This window comes from Bradyrhizobium sp. WYCCWR 12699, assembly GCF_032144035.1.
Taxonomy (GTDB): domain Bacteria; phylum Pseudomonadota; class Alphaproteobacteria; order Rhizobiales; family Xanthobacteraceae; genus Bradyrhizobium.
The window spans coordinates 33027-50623 of record NZ_JAVTJN010000001.1; the positions used below are offsets into that span (position 1 = coordinate 33027).

General features: G+C 65.0%; 15 protein-coding genes and 1 pseudogene. 6 read left to right on the forward strand and 10 right to left on the reverse strand.

Annotated elements, in window-relative coordinates:
* The 3 genes from RPS27_RS00160 to RPS27_RS00170 all read right to left on the reverse strand — a co-directional run bounded on the left by RPS27_RS00160 (position 1) and on the right by RPS27_RS00170 (position 3425).
* Positions 1 to 684, reverse strand: coding sequence for a class I SAM-dependent methyltransferase (locus RPS27_RS00160; RefSeq protein WP_212067403.1), 684 nt, complete (start codon positions 682 to 684; stop codon positions 1 to 3).
* Between the two features lie 7 nt (positions 685 to 691).
* Entirely contained in the window at positions 692 to 1687 is a 996-nt protein-coding gene (locus RPS27_RS00165) for a glycosyltransferase family 2 protein (RefSeq protein ID WP_212067402.1), read from the reverse strand.
* Positions 1688 to 1862: 175 nt separating this feature from the next.
* Positions 1863 to 3425 carry a hypothetical protein gene (locus tag RPS27_RS00170; protein WP_212067401.1) on the reverse strand — a complete coding sequence of 521 codons (1563 nt, stop codon included), beginning with the start codon at positions 3423 to 3425 and terminating at the stop codon, positions 1863 to 1865.
* 360 nt (positions 3426 to 3785) lie between these two features.
* On the opposite strand from RPS27_RS00170, the gene RPS27_RS00175 reads away from it, so the two are divergent.
* Positions 3786 to 3950 carry a Flp family type IVb pilin gene (locus tag RPS27_RS00175; RefSeq protein ID WP_194404332.1) on the forward strand — a complete coding sequence of 55 codons (165 nt, stop codon included), beginning with the start codon at positions 3786 to 3788 and terminating at the stop codon, positions 3948 to 3950.
* A gap of 69 nt (positions 3951 to 4019) precedes the next feature.
* Here the strand turns inward: RPS27_RS00175 and RPS27_RS00180 are convergent, their stop codons facing one another.
* A complete protein-coding gene (locus tag RPS27_RS00180; protein WP_249131871.1) occupies positions 4020 to 4937 on the reverse strand; it encodes a phosphatase PAP2 family protein in 918 nt (305 codons plus the stop codon).
* Between the two features lie 323 nt (positions 4938 to 5260).
* Positions 5261 to 5692 carry a RidA family protein gene (locus tag RPS27_RS00185; RefSeq protein WP_212067400.1) on the reverse strand — a complete coding sequence of 144 codons (432 nt, stop codon included), beginning with the start codon at positions 5690 to 5692 and terminating at the stop codon, positions 5261 to 5263.
* A gap of 475 nt (positions 5693 to 6167) precedes the next feature.
* Between RPS27_RS00185 and RPS27_RS00190 the strand changes: the two are divergent.
* Both RPS27_RS00190 and RPS27_RS00195 read left to right on the forward strand, forming a co-directional pair.
* A pseudogene (locus RPS27_RS00190) lies at positions 6168 to 6806 on the forward strand (M23 family metallopeptidase); the annotation flags it as partial.
* A gap of 273 nt (positions 6807 to 7079) precedes the next feature.
* Complete coding sequence (locus RPS27_RS00195; protein ID WP_194404328.1) at positions 7080 to 7760, forward strand: TetR/AcrR family transcriptional regulator; 681 nt, start codon at positions 7080 to 7082, stop codon at positions 7758 to 7760.
* A 151-nt stretch (positions 7761 to 7911) separates the two neighbouring features.
* On the opposite strand, the gene pyk is transcribed toward RPS27_RS00195, so the two are convergent.
* Both pyk and RPS27_RS00205 read right to left on the reverse strand, forming a co-directional pair.
* Positions 7912 to 9348 carry a pyruvate kinase gene (gene pyk, locus RPS27_RS00200; RefSeq protein WP_211415971.1) on the reverse strand — a complete coding sequence of 479 codons (1437 nt, stop codon included), beginning with the start codon at positions 9346 to 9348 and terminating at the stop codon, positions 7912 to 7914.
* Positions 9345 to 9926: a DUF1036 domain-containing protein gene (locus tag RPS27_RS00205; RefSeq protein ID WP_194404326.1), complete on the reverse strand. Its 582-nt coding sequence runs from the start codon at positions 9924 to 9926 to the stop codon at positions 9345 to 9347. Before RPS27_RS00205 ends, pyk begins: the two co-directional genes overlap by 4 nt.
* A 186-nt stretch (positions 9927 to 10112) precedes the next feature.
* Here RPS27_RS00205 and RPS27_RS00210 point away from each other — a divergent pair, with 186 nt between their 5' ends.
* From RPS27_RS00210 to RPS27_RS00220, 3 genes are all read left to right on the forward strand, one after another.
* Entirely contained in the window at positions 10113 to 10424 is a 312-nt protein-coding gene (locus tag RPS27_RS00210; protein ID WP_194404325.1) for a DUF1244 domain-containing protein, read from the forward strand.
* A 190-nt stretch (positions 10425 to 10614) separates the two neighbouring features.
* Positions 10615 to 10887 carry a DUF2312 domain-containing protein gene (locus RPS27_RS00215; protein WP_142250883.1) on the forward strand — a complete coding sequence of 91 codons (273 nt, stop codon included), beginning with the start codon at positions 10615 to 10617 and terminating at the stop codon, positions 10885 to 10887.
* 155 nt (positions 10888 to 11042) lie between these two features.
* Positions 11043 to 11468, forward strand: coding sequence for a DUF1801 domain-containing protein (locus tag RPS27_RS00220; RefSeq protein ID WP_212067399.1), 426 nt, complete (start codon positions 11043 to 11045; stop codon positions 11466 to 11468).
* A 121-nt stretch (positions 11469 to 11589) separates the two neighbouring features.
* On the opposite strand, the gene RPS27_RS00225 is transcribed toward RPS27_RS00220, so the two are convergent.
* The 3 genes from RPS27_RS00225 to RPS27_RS00235 all read right to left on the reverse strand — a co-directional run bounded on the left by RPS27_RS00225 (position 11590) and on the right by RPS27_RS00235 (position 17545).
* On the reverse strand, positions 11590 to 13206 hold the full coding sequence (locus RPS27_RS00225) for a DUF882 domain-containing protein (RefSeq protein ID WP_313753835.1): 1617 nt from the start codon (positions 13204 to 13206) through the stop codon (positions 11590 to 11592).
* A gap of 281 nt (positions 13207 to 13487) precedes the next feature.
* Positions 13488 to 15701, reverse strand: a complete 2214-nt coding sequence (locus RPS27_RS00230) for a L,D-transpeptidase family protein (protein ID WP_212067397.1) — start codon at positions 15699 to 15701, stop codon at positions 13488 to 13490.
* Positions 15702 to 16048: 347 nt separating this feature from the next.
* Positions 16049 to 17545 carry a sigma-54-dependent transcriptional regulator gene (locus RPS27_RS00235; RefSeq protein WP_211415976.1) on the reverse strand — a complete coding sequence of 499 codons (1497 nt, stop codon included), beginning with the start codon at positions 17543 to 17545 and terminating at the stop codon, positions 16049 to 16051.
* Positions 17546 to 17597: the final 52 nt, after the last annotated feature.

The window sequence follows — 17597 nt, forward strand, 5'->3', positions numbered from 1 at the left end:
TCAGGCGGTTCCGAAGGCGGCGTATTGGCCGCCGAGCCACACGCCGCTCAGGGCGCCTTCCAGGCGCCGTGCCGGCTTGCTGTCCCAGGGAAGCAGCAGGAAATGCCGCGCACCGATCTCGCGCAGGCCGCCAGCCGTCATCAATTTTCGGGTCGTGCCGGCACCGAGCAACACCGCGTCGCGGTCGAACTCGCAGCGCGCGACGGCAAGCCGCGTCAGCGGATTGTACGGATTGTGCTCGATCACGCAGACGAGCCCGCCGGGGCGTGCCACCCGGCGCATCTCGGCGATGAACTGCGCCCACTCGGTCGGCACGATATGGTGCATCACGCAGACGGCGGTGACGAGATCGAAGCTGGCATCGGCAAACGGAAAAGCGCGCCCGTCGAACTCCCGGTAGTCGACCCCGTGATTGCGAGCGCGCGCCTGCGCCAGGCTGGCCGAGGAGACGTCGATGCCGCTCAAGCGGCCGACCATGCCGTGCAGCAGCGGATGAAGGCTGCCGACGCCGCAGCCGACGTCCAGCAAGTCGGGCTTCTCGACATCCAGCCGCTGCGCGATCAGATCGCGCAGCAGGTCGGCCTTTGCGCGCATGAAGAAATCATGCGGCAAGCCCGAGAAGTCGATCGAGGATTGCACCACGTCACGGTAGTTGTCGTGATAGCCGTCGAACAGTTCGGTCATGCGTTGGTCACTCGTTGACGGCGTGGATCGCCGGCGTCGCCGCCGTCTCGTCGCGATCGAAGCCGACGCGGGCCTGCACCACGTAGAGCGGGCGGCGCTTCACCTCGGCATGGATCCGGCCGACATAGAGCCCCACGATGCCCGTCATCAGCATGTTCATGCCGCACAGCAGCGACACGACGACCATCGTCGAGGACCAGCCGGTGACGAGATGACTGTCCTTGCTGAGCCACAACAGGACGACCCAGCCGCCGTAGAGCAGCGCGAGCCCGGACACCGTCAATCCGCACCAGATGGCAAGCCGCAGGGGCAGATCGGAAAAGCCGAGCGCGGCGTTCACCGCCAGACGAACCATTTTGAACAGCGGGTACTTGGTTTCGCCCGCGGCGCGCTCGAGGCGGTGGAAGGCGACCTCGGCCTGGCGGAAGCCGAGCCAGGCGATCATGCCGCGCACGAAGCGGTCCTGCTCCGGCATCTGCCGCAGCGCCTCGAGCACTTTGCGATCGATCAGGCGGAAGTCGCCGACATCGGCAGGGATCCCGACCGAGGACATCTTGCCGAGCAGCCGGTAGAACAGATGCGCGGTCGCGCGCTTGAAACGGCTTTCGCCCTCGCGCGACAGGCGGCGGGCGTGGACGATGTCGTTGCCCTCCTTCCACTTCGCGATCAATTGCTCGATCACCTCGGGAGGATCCTGCAGATCGGCATCCATGACGATGATCGCGTCACCTTCCGCGGCGTCCATGCCGGCGGTGATGGCGATCTGGTGGCCGAAATTTCGCGACAAGCCGATGTAGCGAAAGCGCGAGTCGCGCGCGGCGAGCGCCTTTAGCACGATCGAGCTGGAGTCGCGGCTGCCGTCGTCGACGAAGATCGCTTCCGCCGGCCCGTCGAGCCGGAACATGACCTGGTCGAGCCGGCGCAACAGGACCGGCAGCACGGCTTCCTCGTTGAACACGGGGATGACGAGGCTGTAGCGGATCGATCTGGAAGTGGCCGCCATGCGAGGGGATTCCGACTGGGTTGCAGGGGCGGAAGTCTATGAGGCGGTGGTTAAGGTCGCCTTGCCGCAACCGTTAAGGGTCTAGCGCCCGGAGCATTGCCGGAGGCGAACAGCGGGGAGGCGGAGCGGGATGGTGAAGGCCGGTTAACCACGCTTGGGCAGCCGCGGCGTCGGTCTAGGGCTTGCGGCGGATCCTGTAGAGAACAAATCGCTCCGAGGTCTCCAAGACTTCCAGCCGATCCGGCAGCGGGTTCGCGGCCGGCGCCCCAAGCATATAGAGGTAGTCGAAATCGCGGTCCCAGCTGCGGACGAACGGCGGAACGTCCGCCGGCGGCTGGCCTGTCGCGATCGCGGCCAGCAGGCCTGACGGCACCGGTCCGCCATAGGGAATGGCGATATTGCGCATGGCCTCGCGCGGCCGCACGGGCTGCTTGCCCGTTTCAGTGAACAGGTTCGGCACGAACGCATTGGCGTAGTGCACGGCCAACGTCGGCGCATAATACATGGGATACGAGGTGAGGTCGGCGAAGGGCGGGTCTCCATCGTCGACCGTGCTGCCGACCAGGACGCGCGAGCCGCGATCGATCTTCTGGAACGAGGCGATGATCGCCGCGTAATCGGCGCGGTAGGGCAGCCACACCGAAAGGACGACGGCGAGATTGAGCAATATGATGCTGCTGATGCCCGCGAGCGACGCCATTTTCCACCGACGGCTCGGCAGCGACAGCGAGCAGAAGGCCGGCAGGATCAGGGCCGCGGCGGGAATCACGCGAAGATCGACGAAGGAGGTTCCGAACAGCTTCGATGGAATGACCAGATAGAGCAGCGCAAAACCGATCGCGAGCCAGGTGCCTGAAGGCTCGAGCCGGAGGATGCCGCGTCGTGCCGCGAAAAACAGCGCGATCATCAGCGCCAGTCCGGTCGCTGCCGCCGTCGTCAGATTGTAGCCGTTCATGATGCGCAGCGGCCAGATCGGCTTGAAGGCAAGGAACCAGCTCGTCCCTTCGCTTCCGATCGAGCCTGCGGTGAAATGCATGAGCGCAAACAGCGCCAGCGCCGGGAGCGCCAGCGCGCCAAGCCGTGCGGCCGCGACGGGATAGGCGATCTGCCGTTGGCGAATGCGCGACAACTCGAACAGGCCCAGTGTCGCGCCATAAATGCCGAGCGAAAAGAAATGCGCCACATACAGCGCAGCGACGAAGATCAGATTGGCGAGGAAACGCAGCGGCCATGGGCTTTCTGCCAGCATCAGATAAACGGCGATGCCCCAGAGCGCGAGGCCGAGCCCGAACTCGAAATTCACGAAGCCCCAGCTGAACGGCAGGCAGTAGAGGACAGCGAGCGCGGCGAAGCCGGCAAGCTCGACCCGTCCCTTCCGGACCCATTCGAGCAGCAGCGCGCCTCCGACGATCAGCAATTGGCTCAGCAGCAGAAACAGCCGTGTGGCGCTCTCGACGCTCATCAGCCGCGCCATCTGCGGCACCAGCAGATCCATGCCGAGATTGGGATAGAAGGCCCAGGTCACCTCGTAATGCGGATTGGCGTTGGGGGTGCCGCTTTGGCTCAGAATGTACATGCGGGCGAGGTGATTGGGATAATCGACCATCGCGGGAATGGGGGTCAGCAGAACCGGAAGGAACGAGACGGCCGCCAGCACCGCAAGAACGATGATCGCGATGGATCGGTCCGAGCCGGGACGCGTCGAGATTGTCAAAGCCGGCCTCTCGGAGGGAACCATGTCATGGGATCGCTGTGCGGCGCGGATTTCCGAGAGGGCCATGCTCGAACAACGTCATGAAGCGCGACGCATGATCATCATGTCGCGCTTCGGTTCGAGCGGGCGGCATTGGACCATGGCGGTCATAACTTCGGGTAAACCGGCAGCGTCATGCCGGCTTCATGTCCCGACAATTTAACTGATTGTTTTAGATTTCGATTTACCATCGGCCCACACACGCAATCCGCTCGGTGTTTACGCAGTCGAATTAACTGCGGCGCAATTCTTTGTCTCTACATTCGGTTCCATGGTCGGGCGGCGCTGGGAAGCCGAAAAGACCAGATCAGTTGCAAGCCTCGTGTACTCATTTGGAGCACCTCTATGAAGAACCTCGTTGCGCGTTTCGTGAAGGATGAATCTGGCGCCACCGCCATTGAATACGGACTGATCGCTGCCGGCATCGCGCTGGCGATCATCACCGTCGTCAACAACCTCGGCACCACGCTGAACACCAAGTTCACCGCGATCTCGACCGGCCTCAAGTAAAGCCGGACGACCAGAAGATTTCAGAGAGCCCCGTCCTTGACGGGGCTCTTTTCTTTTCGAAGAAGCTTGTCAATTCTCCTGGACGAGGCCTGTCAGTCCGCTCGACGCAGCGGGCGCTGCAGACCCATGCAGCGCGCGGCTCCGGCCGAGGTAGAACTTCGCCGCCCAGATCGAAGCCGCTGCGAGACCGACGCCGGCAGCGACGTCGATGATGTAATGCGCGCCGATCACCGGCGTCGCCGCGATCATTGCCAAGTTGAGCACGGCCGCGATGCCGCCGAGGCCGCGCACCGGCCACAGCGCCCACATGTAGAGCACCCCGGATGCCGCGTGAAAGCTCGGAAACGAGACGATTCCGGAGAGAAAGAACAGCCGAAGCTCCTGCAGGCTGCCGTCCCGGAGCGCCAGGATGTCGCGCAGCTGCCCGGCATAGACCTCGGTGTTGATCTCTGGGAAATGCGCGGCCGATAAATGCAGGCCGTAATAGGTTCCGATCGCGGGGACCACGGCCGAGATCGTGATGGTGACCGCGAGCGCGAGGCTCATCGCCAGCATGAATAATTGCAGCCGCACATAGCGCGCCGTCAGTGCCAGCACGACGGGAATGCCGAGCAGCGGAAACTTGATCAGTCCATAGGCGCGCGTGAGGCAGTTCGCGAGCCAGGGGTGATCGTTGACATAGCGCGCGATCGGTTCCGGATCGAGGCCCAGCGCCCGGTCGATCGCCAGCAGCGCCTGGTCCTGCAGCGGCCAGTTCAGCTTGCCCGCGACGTAAGTCAGCGGCCCGATAATGGTGCAGAGCAGGAGGAGCTGTCCGATGGTGCCGAGCGAAAACACCAGCTTCGGGTCCGCAAGGTCTCCTTTGACGATCCGGTGCCCATAGACGATCGCGGCCAGCGCCGCGGCGATCGCAACGGTCACGCCAAAGGCGACCGGCTCGAGAGCGAGTCCGGTCAAGGGAAGGCCAAGCGCCAGCAGGGTCCCCATGCCGAGAATCGGAAGCCAGTTGAGTTGGAAAAGCTGCCAGGCGGTCCGGGAGTCCCTGTCGAGCATGGTGTACCGAGATGGAATTACATTGCCTCCGCACAGTTACGGATCTGCATTAAGATCGCCGTAAGAAGTGTGGTTATCGGACTTAGAACCATTGCATGGTACTTTTATCTATGCGTTTACAGCGCCCTCTCCCGGGGGCGTCCACGCGTTTGGTCCTTCTGTGATCCGGATTGGAAGGCCAAGCCCATTTTCGAGATTACGATGTCTCGATTTTGGGTAGACCGTACACTTCGGGCCCCAAATTGAGGTCGCGTGACCTAAGGTCGTTCGCGGCCTGCTCGCGCAAGAAAAACGTTGGAGGGCTCGACCTCTATCAGGAATGCGTCGTTGGCGAGACCTGGCACCCCGATCCACGTTGCGCATGGCGGGTCGTCGCCGAATGTTGCCCTGAGCGCGCCACTGATCGCCTCGCCTTCGTGCAGATGATCGTGCTTGATGTAGAGACGGAGTGAGCCGACGTCATTGAGCGTTGCCCCAACCGACGCCAATGCGACAGCCAGATTTTCCAGGCTCTTTTCCAGTTGACGTCCGATGTCGCCGGGGCCAACGATCTTTCGATCGGCATCCCAAGCGACCTTGCCAGATATATTTGCAACGTCACCAAACGGTGTCCGGATGATTGCGACCTGTGCAAAGCCATACGGCCGGCTATCAAAGAGTCCTGCAGCAACCTGAATGGATCGGCTCATTGTCGCTCCTTGCTTTTTGGTGCGGGCTGACGGCGTGCGGCAGCATGATACTAGCCAGCTTTCGGGCGCCGCGCGTGGCGCGTCTTGGCGCCAAGCTCATTGAACGGACGGATCGGATGAGAAGGTGTTTGGCTGCATCGGCTATTTGCATGCTCGTCACTTGCGCATCAGTATCTCACGGCTCCGAGCCACAGCTTTTCGCCTGGCCGGTTGCCTGCGAGTTGGGAACGACCTGCTTCATCCAGAACTATGTCGACCATGATCCCTCGGACAATGCCCTGGACTTTCGATGCGGGCACCGAACCTATGACGGCCACGACGGCACCGACATCCGGTTACCCGATCTGGACGTTCAGAGAAAAGGCGTCGAGGTCGTTGCTGCCGCTGCGGGGCGCGTCGCGCACACGCGCGACGGCATGGATGACATCTCGGTCAAGGTCGTCGGCAAAGCCGCAATCGTCGGCCGGAATGCGGCAACGGCGCGCTCGTCGAGCATGAGAACGGCTGGAGCACGCAATACTGCCACATGGCCAAAGGCAGTCTCAGGGTGCAGCCCGGTGACCGGGTCAGCTCCGGGCAGGCGCTCGGGTTGGTGGGCCTGTCCGGAAACACCGAATTCCCACACCTGCATTTCACCGTGCGGCATGACAGGACGGTTGTGGATCCGTTCGCTGAGGGCGCCGCGAAAGGCGAATGCAGCTCCGGCCGTTCGCTGTGGCAGCCGACGCCAAGCACGGTTTCGAACTATCGGCCGACGGAGATCATCAATGCCGGCTTTGCCGATCGAGCAGTGACCATGGACGAGATCGAGACCGGAGAGATCAAGCAATCTCTACCTGGCTCTCATTCGGCCGCCATCGTGGCCTATGTTCGCGCGATCGGACTTCAGGCGGACGACGAGCAAACTCTCGAGCTGAAGTCACCCGAAGGGCAAGTGATCGCGGAGTATCGGGCACCGAAGTTGCCGCGTGACCAGGCCCAATATTTCATCTCGGCCGGAAGGAAGCGCGGAGGCGTCGTCTGGCCGCCTGGCACCTATAGGGCAACTTACGTTCTTCGCCGAAAAGCTGCCGAGATCGGGCGGCGGTCCTTCCAGTTGGACATCGCGCCATAGCATCGCGTCTCGCGACGCCGGCCATCGCACAGGCGGCATTTCGGCTCCCTTTCGGCAAGCAGGAATCCGCGGCGAGGTGGAGCGAGCACGCCCTGATCAGCCTCCGCAACCAGGGTTGGCGCTTCAGTCCGTCGCCGTGACGCTCCACGCATTTCCCATCTTGTCATCTACCCTGAATAGTTGTTCAGTCCTTGCGGGGCGATTTGCATCTTTGACGTGACGAAGCGTTCGGCCGCAGGGCGTGCGGCACGCGTGTGGGACAGGAAGCGCGCCATGGTTTATCGGCGGACGCATCAAGTGGTGAAGCGCCTTGCGGCGCGGCGCAGTGCGATTCTCGCGGCGGCGCGGGAGACTGCGGCGGAAGGCGGGATGGCGGCGGTGCAGATCGCGCCGGTCGCGGTCCGGGCCAATGTCGCGGCCGGCACGGTCTACCGCTATTTTCCCTCCAAGGCCGAGCTGATCTCTGAACTCATCGCCGAGGTCTCCCGCGACGAGCTCGCGGCGATCCGCCGGGCGGCCGATGCGGCGCCGGGGCCGTCCTCAGCCTTGGCCGCGGCCGTGACCACCGTGGCGGTCCATACCCTGTCGCAGCGCCGGCTCGCCTGGGGCATCCTGGCCGAGCCCGTCGATGTCGATGTCAGTGCCTCGCGCTTGGCCAGCCGGCGCGAGATCGCGGGCGAGATTGCTGGGCGGATCGACGCTGCGGTGCGGGCCGGTCACCTGCCGGCGCAGGACACCGCGCTCGCCGCCACCGCGTTGCTCGGTGCGCTACACGAGGCGCTGGTCGGGCCGCTCGCGCCCGACAATCTCGATGATCCCGTCAAGATGCGCGATGCGGTGCAGACCGTGACGCTGCTGGCGCTGCGCGCGGTCGGCGTCATGGACGCCCGCGCCCGTGGTCTGGTGGTGCAGCAGACGCTGCTGCCGGCGACGAAAGCGCTGGTTGGCGCGTAAGAACCGCCGCGCGATCGGGGCGGCGGCCTGATCCTGCTTAGGTCGTTGAGCGGGAAAGCCTTTTCGTCAGATCGCAGCAAGCTCGCCGGACCCTCCGGCTACTGTGCATGGGGTTGTTCTTCGATATTTGTGTTGGAGGGGTGCCGGCGACCTACATGTTCGCGTCGCCTTCGGGGCCGACCGAGGCGATGCGTACCATGTTGGTGGTGCCGGGAATGCCGAGCGGCACGCCGGCGACGATGAGCACGCGCTGGCCGGCACGGACGAAGCCGTCACGGAACGCGATCTGGCCGGCACGGCTGACCATGTCGTCCTGGTCCCGGGCATCCTCAGCGACCACGCAGTGCACGCCCCAAGTGACGGCGAGCCGCCGTCCTGCCGTGATGTTCGGCGTGATCGCCACGATCGGCGGCTTCGGCCGTTCGCGCGCCACGCGCACTGCGGTCGAGCCCGACGAGGTCCAGCAGATCAAGGCGGGCAGGTCGAGGGTCTCGGCGATCTGCCGCGCCGCATCCGCGATCGCATCGCCCACAGTCGCTTCCGGCGCCGGGCGCTGGGCCATGATCACCGAGCGGTATGTCGGGTCGCGTTCGACCTCCTCGCCGATGCGGTTCATGGTCGAGACTGCCTCGACGGGGAATTTGCCGGCGGCCGACTCGGCCGACAGCATGATGGCGTCGGCGCCCTCATAGACCGCCGTTGCGACGTCCGAGACTTCGGCGCGGGTCGGGACCGGCGACTGGATCATCGATTCCAGCATCTGGGTCGCGATCACCACCGGCTTGCCGGCGCGGCGCGCCATCCGCGTCATCTGCTTCTGCAGGCTCGGCACGCGCTCGAGCGGCAGCTCGACGCCGAGGTCGCCGCGCGCCACCATCAGCGCGTCGGAGGCCTCGATGATGTCGGCGAGGCGGTCGATCGCCTGCGGCTTCTCGATCTTGGCCATGACGGCGGCGCGGCCGCGGATCATCTTCTTGGCTTCGAGCACGTCGTCGGCGCGCTGCACGAAGGACAGCGCGATCCAGTCGATTCCGGTGACGAGCGCCGCCTCGAGGTCGGCGCGATCCTTCGGCGTCATGGCGGAGACCGGCAGGTCGGTGTCGGGCAGGCTGACGCCCTTGCGGTCGCTCATCTTGCCGCCGACCACGACACGCGTCACCGCGTGCTCCTTCGAGGTCTCCTCTGCGATCAGGCGCACCTTGCCGTCGTCGAGCAGCAGCGCGTGGCCCGGCCTGAGCGCGGCCAGGATCTCCGGATGCGGCAGGTGGACGCGCGTGGCATCGCCGGGCGTCTTGTTGGAATCGAGCGTGAAGGTCTGGCCGTTCTGGAGCTGCACCGAGCCTTCGGCGAAGGCGCCCAATCTGAGCTTCGGGCCCTGCAGGTCGACCAGGATGCCGATCGGCCGGCCGTAGCTCGACTCGACGTTGCGGATCGTCGCCACCAGCTCCCGCATCTTGTCATGCGGGGTGTGGCTCATGTTGATGCGAAACAGGTCGGCGCCGGCCTCGAACAGGCGGCGGATCATCGCGAGATCTGAAGAGGCCGGTCCCAGGGTCGCGAGAATCTTGATACGGCGAAGACGCCTCATGGCTTATTTCCAGACTGGGGTGGCAGGCCGGGCGAGCCCGGGGGCGTAGCACCGGGCGGGCTGGTGGGCAAACCCGGAACCCCGCCTGGGCCAACCGGACCGGGCAGGCCAGGTACGCGTTGCTGCGCCGGCTGTTCGTTGGCGTCGGTCAGTTGCACCGTCCACGCCCGCTGCTCGCCGGTGTCGACCTCGAAATAGCCGGTCCGGTCGTAGCCGCGCGCGAGGCAATCCTCGGTGCCGCGGATGGTGAACTCCTTGTCGCGGGAGCACATGAAGGCCTGCCCCGACCACTCGCCGCCGCGATCATAGTCGATCGCGTAGATGTAATAGTAACGGGCGACCAGCGTTCCCCGCAGCAGGGTCTCGCAGGAGCGCGACGAGATGTTCCACCAGCCCTCGGTGGTCCAGCCCTCGGCGTCCTTGTAGCCGAGGGCAATGCCGACCCGGCTCGATGTGTTGTTGCAGAGCCGGAAATCGGCCGAGGCCGGGCTGGCGCCAAGGCATAGCCAGGCGACCATCAGCACCGGGACCAACCGGGCGAGCAGGCGAAGCGGGGAGCGGGGAGATTCGGCAATCATTGTCGCGGTAGCTATACCAGATCATTGACGATTTGGCGTAGGGCCGGGGAACCGCCACAAACGAGCGGCAACCCGGCTTCGGACCGGTCTGCGCCGGGATATGGCAAAATCTGTGACAGGGCCCAATTGATCCCGTAAGGGTGACCCCCATCGGGGTCAGGCCCAAAGGTTACCGGGGATACAGCCATGGCAATCGACGACAAAACCAGAACCGAGCTCGAGGCGGCCGCTTTCCGGCGTCTGGTCGATCATCTCAAGACCCGGACCGACGTCCAGAACATCGACCTGATGAATCTGGCGGGCTTCTGCCGCAACTGCCTGTCCAACTGGCTCAAGGAAGCTGCCGACGCCCAAGGTGTCGCCTTGAGCAAGGACGAGAGCCGTGAGGCCGTCTACGGCATGCCCTACGAGACCTGGAAGTCGAAACATCAGGGCGCGGCCACGCCCGAGCAGCTCGAGACCATGAAGAAGGTCCATCCCCACGGCCACGGGCATTGAGTTCGCGCAAGCCTTGAGTCGCACCGCACAACAGCTTTCTTCGCCCCGCCGCAGGAAGGTGTGGGCGCGCTGTGGACGAGCGCGATGCTGCCTTGAACGCGACCGGCGCCAACCCTAAGGGTTCTGCCAGCACGCGCGGTGAGGGATGCCGGCGTCACCTCGTTTTGCCAGTTCCATTTGGAGTACCAAGATGGCCACCACCGCCGCCGTCCGCGATGACGAGCCCGCGACGAAATTTGCCAAGGACCAGCTCAAATCCATCATCGAGCGCATCGAGCGGCTGGAGGAAGAGAAGAAGGCGATCTCCGACGACATCCGCGACGTCTATGCCGAGAGCAAGGGCAATGGCTACGACGTCAAGGCGCTGCGCACCATTGTGCGGCTGCGCAAGCAGGATCCGAACGAGCGCGCCGAGGCCGAAACGATTCTCGAGACCTACATGCAGGCGCTGGGGATGATCTGAGGCGCTCGCGCCTCAAACGTCGCTGCCGTAGCCCGGATGGAGCGCAAGCGGAATCCGGGTTCTGGCAGCGCAGGCCGCATTCCCGGGATGACGCTTTCGCTCCGTCCGGGCTACAAGGCTGGCGTGTTGCCCTTCGTTTGTGAACGGAGACCGCCGTGACTGCGCCACCGCTGCCGCGCGAATTGAACCGTGCCTTCGGCGCTCTGCCGGCACCGATCGGCAAGCGGCTGCTGCAGGTGCGCGACCTGATCTTCGCGACTGCCGCTGCGGACGAGCATGTCGGCCGCCTTACCGAGACCCTGAAATGGGGCGAGCCGGCTTATCTGACCGATGAGACCGGCAGCGGATCGACGATCCGGCTTGGCCGCGTCAAGGACTCCGACGCCGCCGCCATTCTCTTCAACTGCAAGACGACCCTGATCGACACGTTCCGCGAACGCTTTCCCGATCAGTTCGAATATCGGCAAACCAGGGCGCTGTTGTTGCCGGTGTCGGGCAAGCTGCTGACGCGGGAGCTATCGATCTGTCTGTCGCTGGCGCTGACCTATCATCGGGATCGGCGGGGCAAGCAGGCGCGGTAGCACCACCTGTAGCCCGGATGGAGCGCAGCGAAATCCGGGGCCGTCGTTGCATGCGGCATGATTCCCGGATTGCGCTTCGCTCCGAGCTACGAGAGTGAAATTCTGGAAACAGCAGCGGCGCTCAGCGCAGCGCCGCGGTCCGCACGACGAACGACGTCGTCTGGAGCTTTGCGGTGGCGCTGCCGGAGAAGGTCTCGCAGGACAGCCCCTGCATCGGGTCGTCGGCAAAGCCCATCGCGATCACGGCCCGCGGCTTGACGAAATAAGCGCGCAGCGCCGCGGTATCGAGCTCGCCCATCAGCGTGACCGACATCGCACGGCTGGCGCTCGGCGACAGCATCACGATCTTGAGCCAGACGCTCTCGCCCTTGGCGGCAGAGAGGCGCGTCGCGGTCGCGACCATGCCGTCGGTGCTCTTGCCGACCACGGTGTTGATCTCCGTCGCCTGGGCGAGGCTGCGCGAGGCGGGGCGGGCGGAGCGCGGGATCGGCGCCGAGGCGGCAACGACATTGGCGCGGTCAACCGGGGAGGCCGCGGGCGCGAAAGCCAGCGCCTGCAGGGCCGCGTTGGACACGCTCGCGGTGGCCTGCGGATCGGTGGCGGCGGCAAGGGCCTGGCGGGCCTGCAGCGCAGCGACCTGCGCCGGCGTCGCCTGCTGTGGCGCGGCCGGGACGTCATCCCAGAAGCCGCGGGCATTGATGATGTCGGCCGGCGTCTCCGGCTTGTCGTCAGCAGATTTGCCGGCAGCGGGCTTGTCAGCAACCGGCGCGGGCTTCGGCTTGGGCGGGGCAACGAGCTGCGCATCGGCCGAGGCGAGCTGGATCGCGGCCATTTGCGGCTTGGCTCGCGGCGTCGGCACCGGTTCGGCGGGCTTGGCTGCGGCTGCGACGACGGTGGGGGCTGCCGGCTTCGCGGCCGGGGCGGGCGCGCCCTCGTCATCCTCATCGCTGCTGGCAGCCGGAGCTGCCGATTTGCCCCTGAACAGGGCGGCGAAGAAGTTCGGCTTGCTGCTGCTGGAATCGTCGCCGTTGCCGCGGCGCTCGATCTCGGCCTTGGCGAGCTCATAGCCCTTCAGCGGCGTGCCGTCGGTCGGCAGATGCACCGTCTTGCCGTCCGGGAAGACGCGGGCGAGTTGGTCATGCGTCATGCGCGGCCAGTGCCGGATGCTGCCGGTGTCCAGATGCACGAAGGGCGAGCCTGAGGTCGGATAGAAGCCGACGCCGCCGCGCTGCAGGCGCAAGCCGGCGAAGCGGATCTGCTCCAGCGGCACGCCCGGAATGTAGAAGTCCATCGCATGTCCCAGCATGTGCTGGCTGAAGCGCGCCACCCCGGAGGAGCGGCGGCGGAGCATGGCGTTGGTGGCGGGGGAGCGGTAGGACGAGATGATCTGGATCGGCTGCTTGGCGTCGACGTCGCGATAGACTTCCCAGAGGATGTCGAACAGGCGGCGGTCCATGACCGTCTCGTCCTGGGTGCGCCAGTCGCGCAGGAAGTGGTTGAGCTGCTTCAGCGCCGCTTCGTCATAACGGCCGTCGCGCTTGAAGGTGACGGTGAGGTCTTCGCCGGAATGGGTGTGGTGGAAGGAGAGCGTCTTGGTCTCGTTCAGCGCGGCCGCGTTATGAACCGATCCCGCGGCAGCAAGCAGCAATGCGGCAGCGAGGCCGATGCGCGAACCGGCCTTCACTCCCGCATGGGACAACGACAGCACAGCGAATTGGCGTGCGAGACCAGTCAGCACGTATGAGCCCACCCAGTCGACGAGCGTTCAAAATGGACTCTCCCGCCAACCCCGTTAGCAGCGCGAAGAGGATGAACGCTTTCTTAAAGCGAGAAGGTTAATTCGAGGTTGACCTTCCCGCCCCCAAACCAAGTCAGAATACGATCCTAACCGGTTGACTGTGGCAAAAAAACGCCCGCTCTCCGGGCCGAGGTGGACAATGGTTAACGTTAAACGGCCCCATCCATGGGATGGGACCGTTGATATCGTTGCAGAATTTTGGAAACAGCCGTCGAGCAGGCTTACCGGGTAAATACCCGCTGCTGCTGGGGCCGGCGGCCGACCGGAGCCGGCGGCGGGGTCGGAGCCCCGCCTCCGAACAGCCGCTCGAAGAAGTTCGGGCCGGACGAGCCGAAGCCGCCGCCATTGTTGGCCACCGCGACGCCGGAGGGCAGGGTCGTCGCCGGGCGCGAATAGCTGGGCTGCGAGTGCGCAACGACGGCCTCAAGGTCCTTGCCGCGATTGTTCTTCAGGATGTTGATCATGGTCGCGTCGCGGCCATAGACGTCCTTGCGGAATTGCAGCTTGCCGGCGTCATCCACGAACGCGGTCTGATAGGTGATGTTGACCGGCATCGGCGTCGGGAATTTCAGGTCGATCTCGCTCCTGCCGTACATGCTGCGCACGCGCTCCGGCGTGTACTTCTCGTTCGGCATGACGATGTTGAGCAGCACCGAGGCGTACTGATCGGGGTTCTGCACGCGCATGCAGCCATGGCTGAAGGCGCGATCTTCCCTGGCGAACAGGTTCTTGTCCGGCGTGTCGTGCTGATAGACCAGGAACTTGTTCGGGAAGTTGAAGCGGATGCGGCCGAGCGCGTTGGCTTCGCCGGGCGGCTGCGAGATGTGCACCGAGCCATCGCGGTTCTGCTCGAGCTTGAGGCCCATGCGCTGCAGCACGGTGGGGTCCTGCTGAAGCGCCGGCAGATACTCGTTGTAGACGATCGACGGCGGCACGTTCCAGGTCGGGTTGACCGTGATGTACTTCATCGTCTCGGTCAGCAGCGGAGTCGCATGCGTGCCCGGCTTGCCGGTGACGACGCGGGTGGTCCAGACCTGCTGGCCGCGCTGCATCACCTTCAGCGTGTAGTCGGGAATGTTGAGGATCACATAGGCATCGCCCAGCGATGGCGCGCCGAGGTCGCGCGGCAGCCAGCGCCAGCGCTCCATGTTGACCAGCACGACGTCGATCTGCTTGTCGCGCTTCGGGGTGTTGAGCGCCTTGACCGTCTTGTCGTCGAGGATGCCGGTCGCCTTCATTTCGGCGCTGTTCTGGAACTTGCGCACGGCGTCGGCGACGGCGGCGTCATAGCGGGTGTCGCTGGCGTTCTCGGCGAGGCCCAGCTTGGCGCGGAGCTGCGGCACGCGCGAATCTTCCACGACGATTTCGGCCTGCTTCTTGGTGGCCGGAGTGTATTTCAGCGCCGGACCGTCGGTGATCTCGATCGCCGGGCCGCTGCCCTGACCGCGAAGCTCCGCGAGCTTCGCCTTCAGCTCCTTGTAGAGCTTGTGCGGCGGGTTGTAGCTGTCGAGCGCTGCGGAAGCGTCAGTTGCGGTCGTGACCTTGGCGAGCACCTCGTTCGGGTCGACCGGATGCTCGGGATATAGGATGTCGCCAGAGACCTGCGACCAATGCATGCGGCCGCTCTGGGCTTGGCGCGCATAGTCGAACATGCTGGCGGTGAGCTTGAGCTCGGCATCGGCCAGCGCATCGGGCGTGGTGGCGCTGGCGAAATCCGGCACCGGATAATCCGCCGGATTGAGGCCGTCGGAGGCGGCGTCCTTCAGCCGCGCGATGACCCCCTTGGCCGCAGCCGTCAGGCTGCCGCCTTGCGTCCAGACCGGCGCGAAGTCGCGTGCGCCGTAAAATTTCTCGATCGCCGCGCGCTCGTTCTTGCGGTCGAAATGGCGCGACGTCTTGGCGCCGACGATGTCCTTGAGCTTGTCGGCGACCGGCTGGTCGGCGGCGGGGACGCTGCTCGCAGCCTTGACCGGCTCGGCGGCCGGAGCCGCAGCGGGTGCTGAAGGCGCAGCCGGATTTGCCGTGGCGGTGTCGGCCTTTGCAGGCTCGGTCTTCGCAGGCTCAGTCTTTGCAGACTCGGTTTTGGCAGTCTCGCTCTTCGGCGCCTCGGTGGCGGGCGTCGTGGCGACGTCGGAAGGCTTGGTCTCGACCTTGTCGGCGGCTGGGGCGACGTCAGCCCTCACAGGCTCCCTTGCCGGCTCCTTGGCGGAGTCCTGAACCGTGGCGGTGGTGTCGAGCTTGATGTCCGATGCGGTCGGGGGCGGGACATTGGCCGGCTCGGGGCGCGGGATCGCGGCTTCGATCGCGAGCTCCGCAGCGCTGCTGCGCGCCTGATCCTGCGCCAGGGCTGAGCTGGCCGACACCGTGAGGAAGGTTGCCGCGACCGTCATCAAGACACGGTCGAAGCCCGCACGGTGGTTCAAACAGTCACGCATTGTGTCGCACCCCTTGGGTGAACTGTCCCTTATGGAACAGCTTTGTTATCGCCAATTGAGCTTCGGCTAAATCGCGCCGGCCTCTCGAAAGTTGCACGCCTGCACGCAACGATTCATACGCAGACGATATACAGACCCCGGTTTTGCAGCCAGCGCTAACCGGGACAACTCACGCCAAACTGACTTCAAGGGAGCCTCTTGGCAACGGATTGTGCGCTGGCCTCAAGCGCTTTTCCCTGTGTCTGTCACTTCCAAGTCACGGTTCAAGTCGCAGTCGAATTCCGTCGTCATGCGAACGGCTTACAACCGGTCTCGCATCGCCTCGCGAACCTCCGTTCGCATGAGGCTCAGTGCGTCTCTTCGCCGCTTTTCCCGCCATGGCCGGGAACCCCGGCTTCGTCGAGTTTGCGGTAGAGGGTGGACCGGCCGATTTTGAGACGGCGGGCCACCTCGGACATCTGGCCGCGATAATGCGAGATCGCGAAACGGATGATCTCGTTCTCCATGTCCTCGAGTGCGCGGACATCGCCGGTTGGGGTCAGCATCGCCAAAGTTCCCACGGCCGGGAGAGGAGCGATTGGTATATCGTTACCTGACACGACCGACGGGCTCGCCGCCGGCTCGAGCATCAGCGGCGCGGTCGGAATCTCGGTGGCGTGGTGCGGCTGCGACGCGAGCAGCGGGAAATCACTGAGGCCGAGCTGGTCGCCCTCGCTCATCACCACCGCACGGTAGACCGCATTCTCGAGCTGGCGGATGTTGCCGGGCCAGTCGAGTTGGGCGAGATGCGCCATGGCCTCGCCGCTGATGCCGGTGATCTGGCGGTTCTCCTCGGCGGCAAAGCGCGCCAGGAAATGCCGGAGCAGATGCGGGATGTCCTCGCGCCGGGCCCGGAGCGAGGGGATCGTCAGCGGCAGCACGTGCAGGCGATAGAACAGATCTTCCCGGAAGTGTCCCTGCTTGACCCGCTCCAGCAGCCGGCGATTGGTGGCCGAGACGATGCGGACGTCGACCTTGACGGGCTTGCGGCCGCCGACCGCCTCGACGGCGCCTTCCTGGAGCGCGCGCAGCAGCTTCACCTGCGCGGTCAGCGGCAGCTCGCTGACCTCGTCCAGAAACAGCGTGCCGCCATGGGCTTCGACGAATTTGCCCATGTGCCGTTCGGTGGCGCCGGTGAAAGCACCCTTTTCGTGGCCGAACAGAATGGACTCGACGAGGTTGTCGGGAATCGCGCCGCAATTGACGGCGACGAACGGCTTCGCCTTGCGCTCGCCGCTGCCATGGATGGCGCGCGCGAACATCTCCTTGCCGACGCCGGACTCGCCCTCGATCAGCACCGGAATGGAAGAGTTCGCGGCTTTCTGCGCGGCGCGCATCACGCCGGCCATCGCCTCGGCGCGGGTGATGATATCGGAGAAGGTCAGCCGGCCCTCGCGGCTGTGCCGGATACGCTGCAATTCGCCCTTGAGCGCGGAGGCGTTGAGAGCATTGCGCAGTGAGACCTGAAGTCGCTCGAGGCCGACCGGCTTGACCACGAAATCGGCCGCGCCAGCGCGCATCGCCGAGATCACGTTGTCGATGCCGCCATGGGCGGTCTGCACGATGACGGGGACGCTGAGGCCCGCTTCGCGGATTTTGGCCAGCACGCCCATGCCGTCGAGGCCGGGCATCACGAGATCGAGGATGACACCGTCGATGGCCGGAGCATCGGGAGCGGTGAGGGCGGCGATCGCGGCATCGCCGGAGTCCACGACGACCGTCTCATAGCCGCATTTCTGCACCATGTTCTCGACCAGCCGGCGTGCTACGGCATCGTCGTCGGCGATCAAAATACTGGCAGCCATGGTGTTCCCCGCACGCTACTACTATCTGTCTCGAATCGGGGCACTCTGGCCG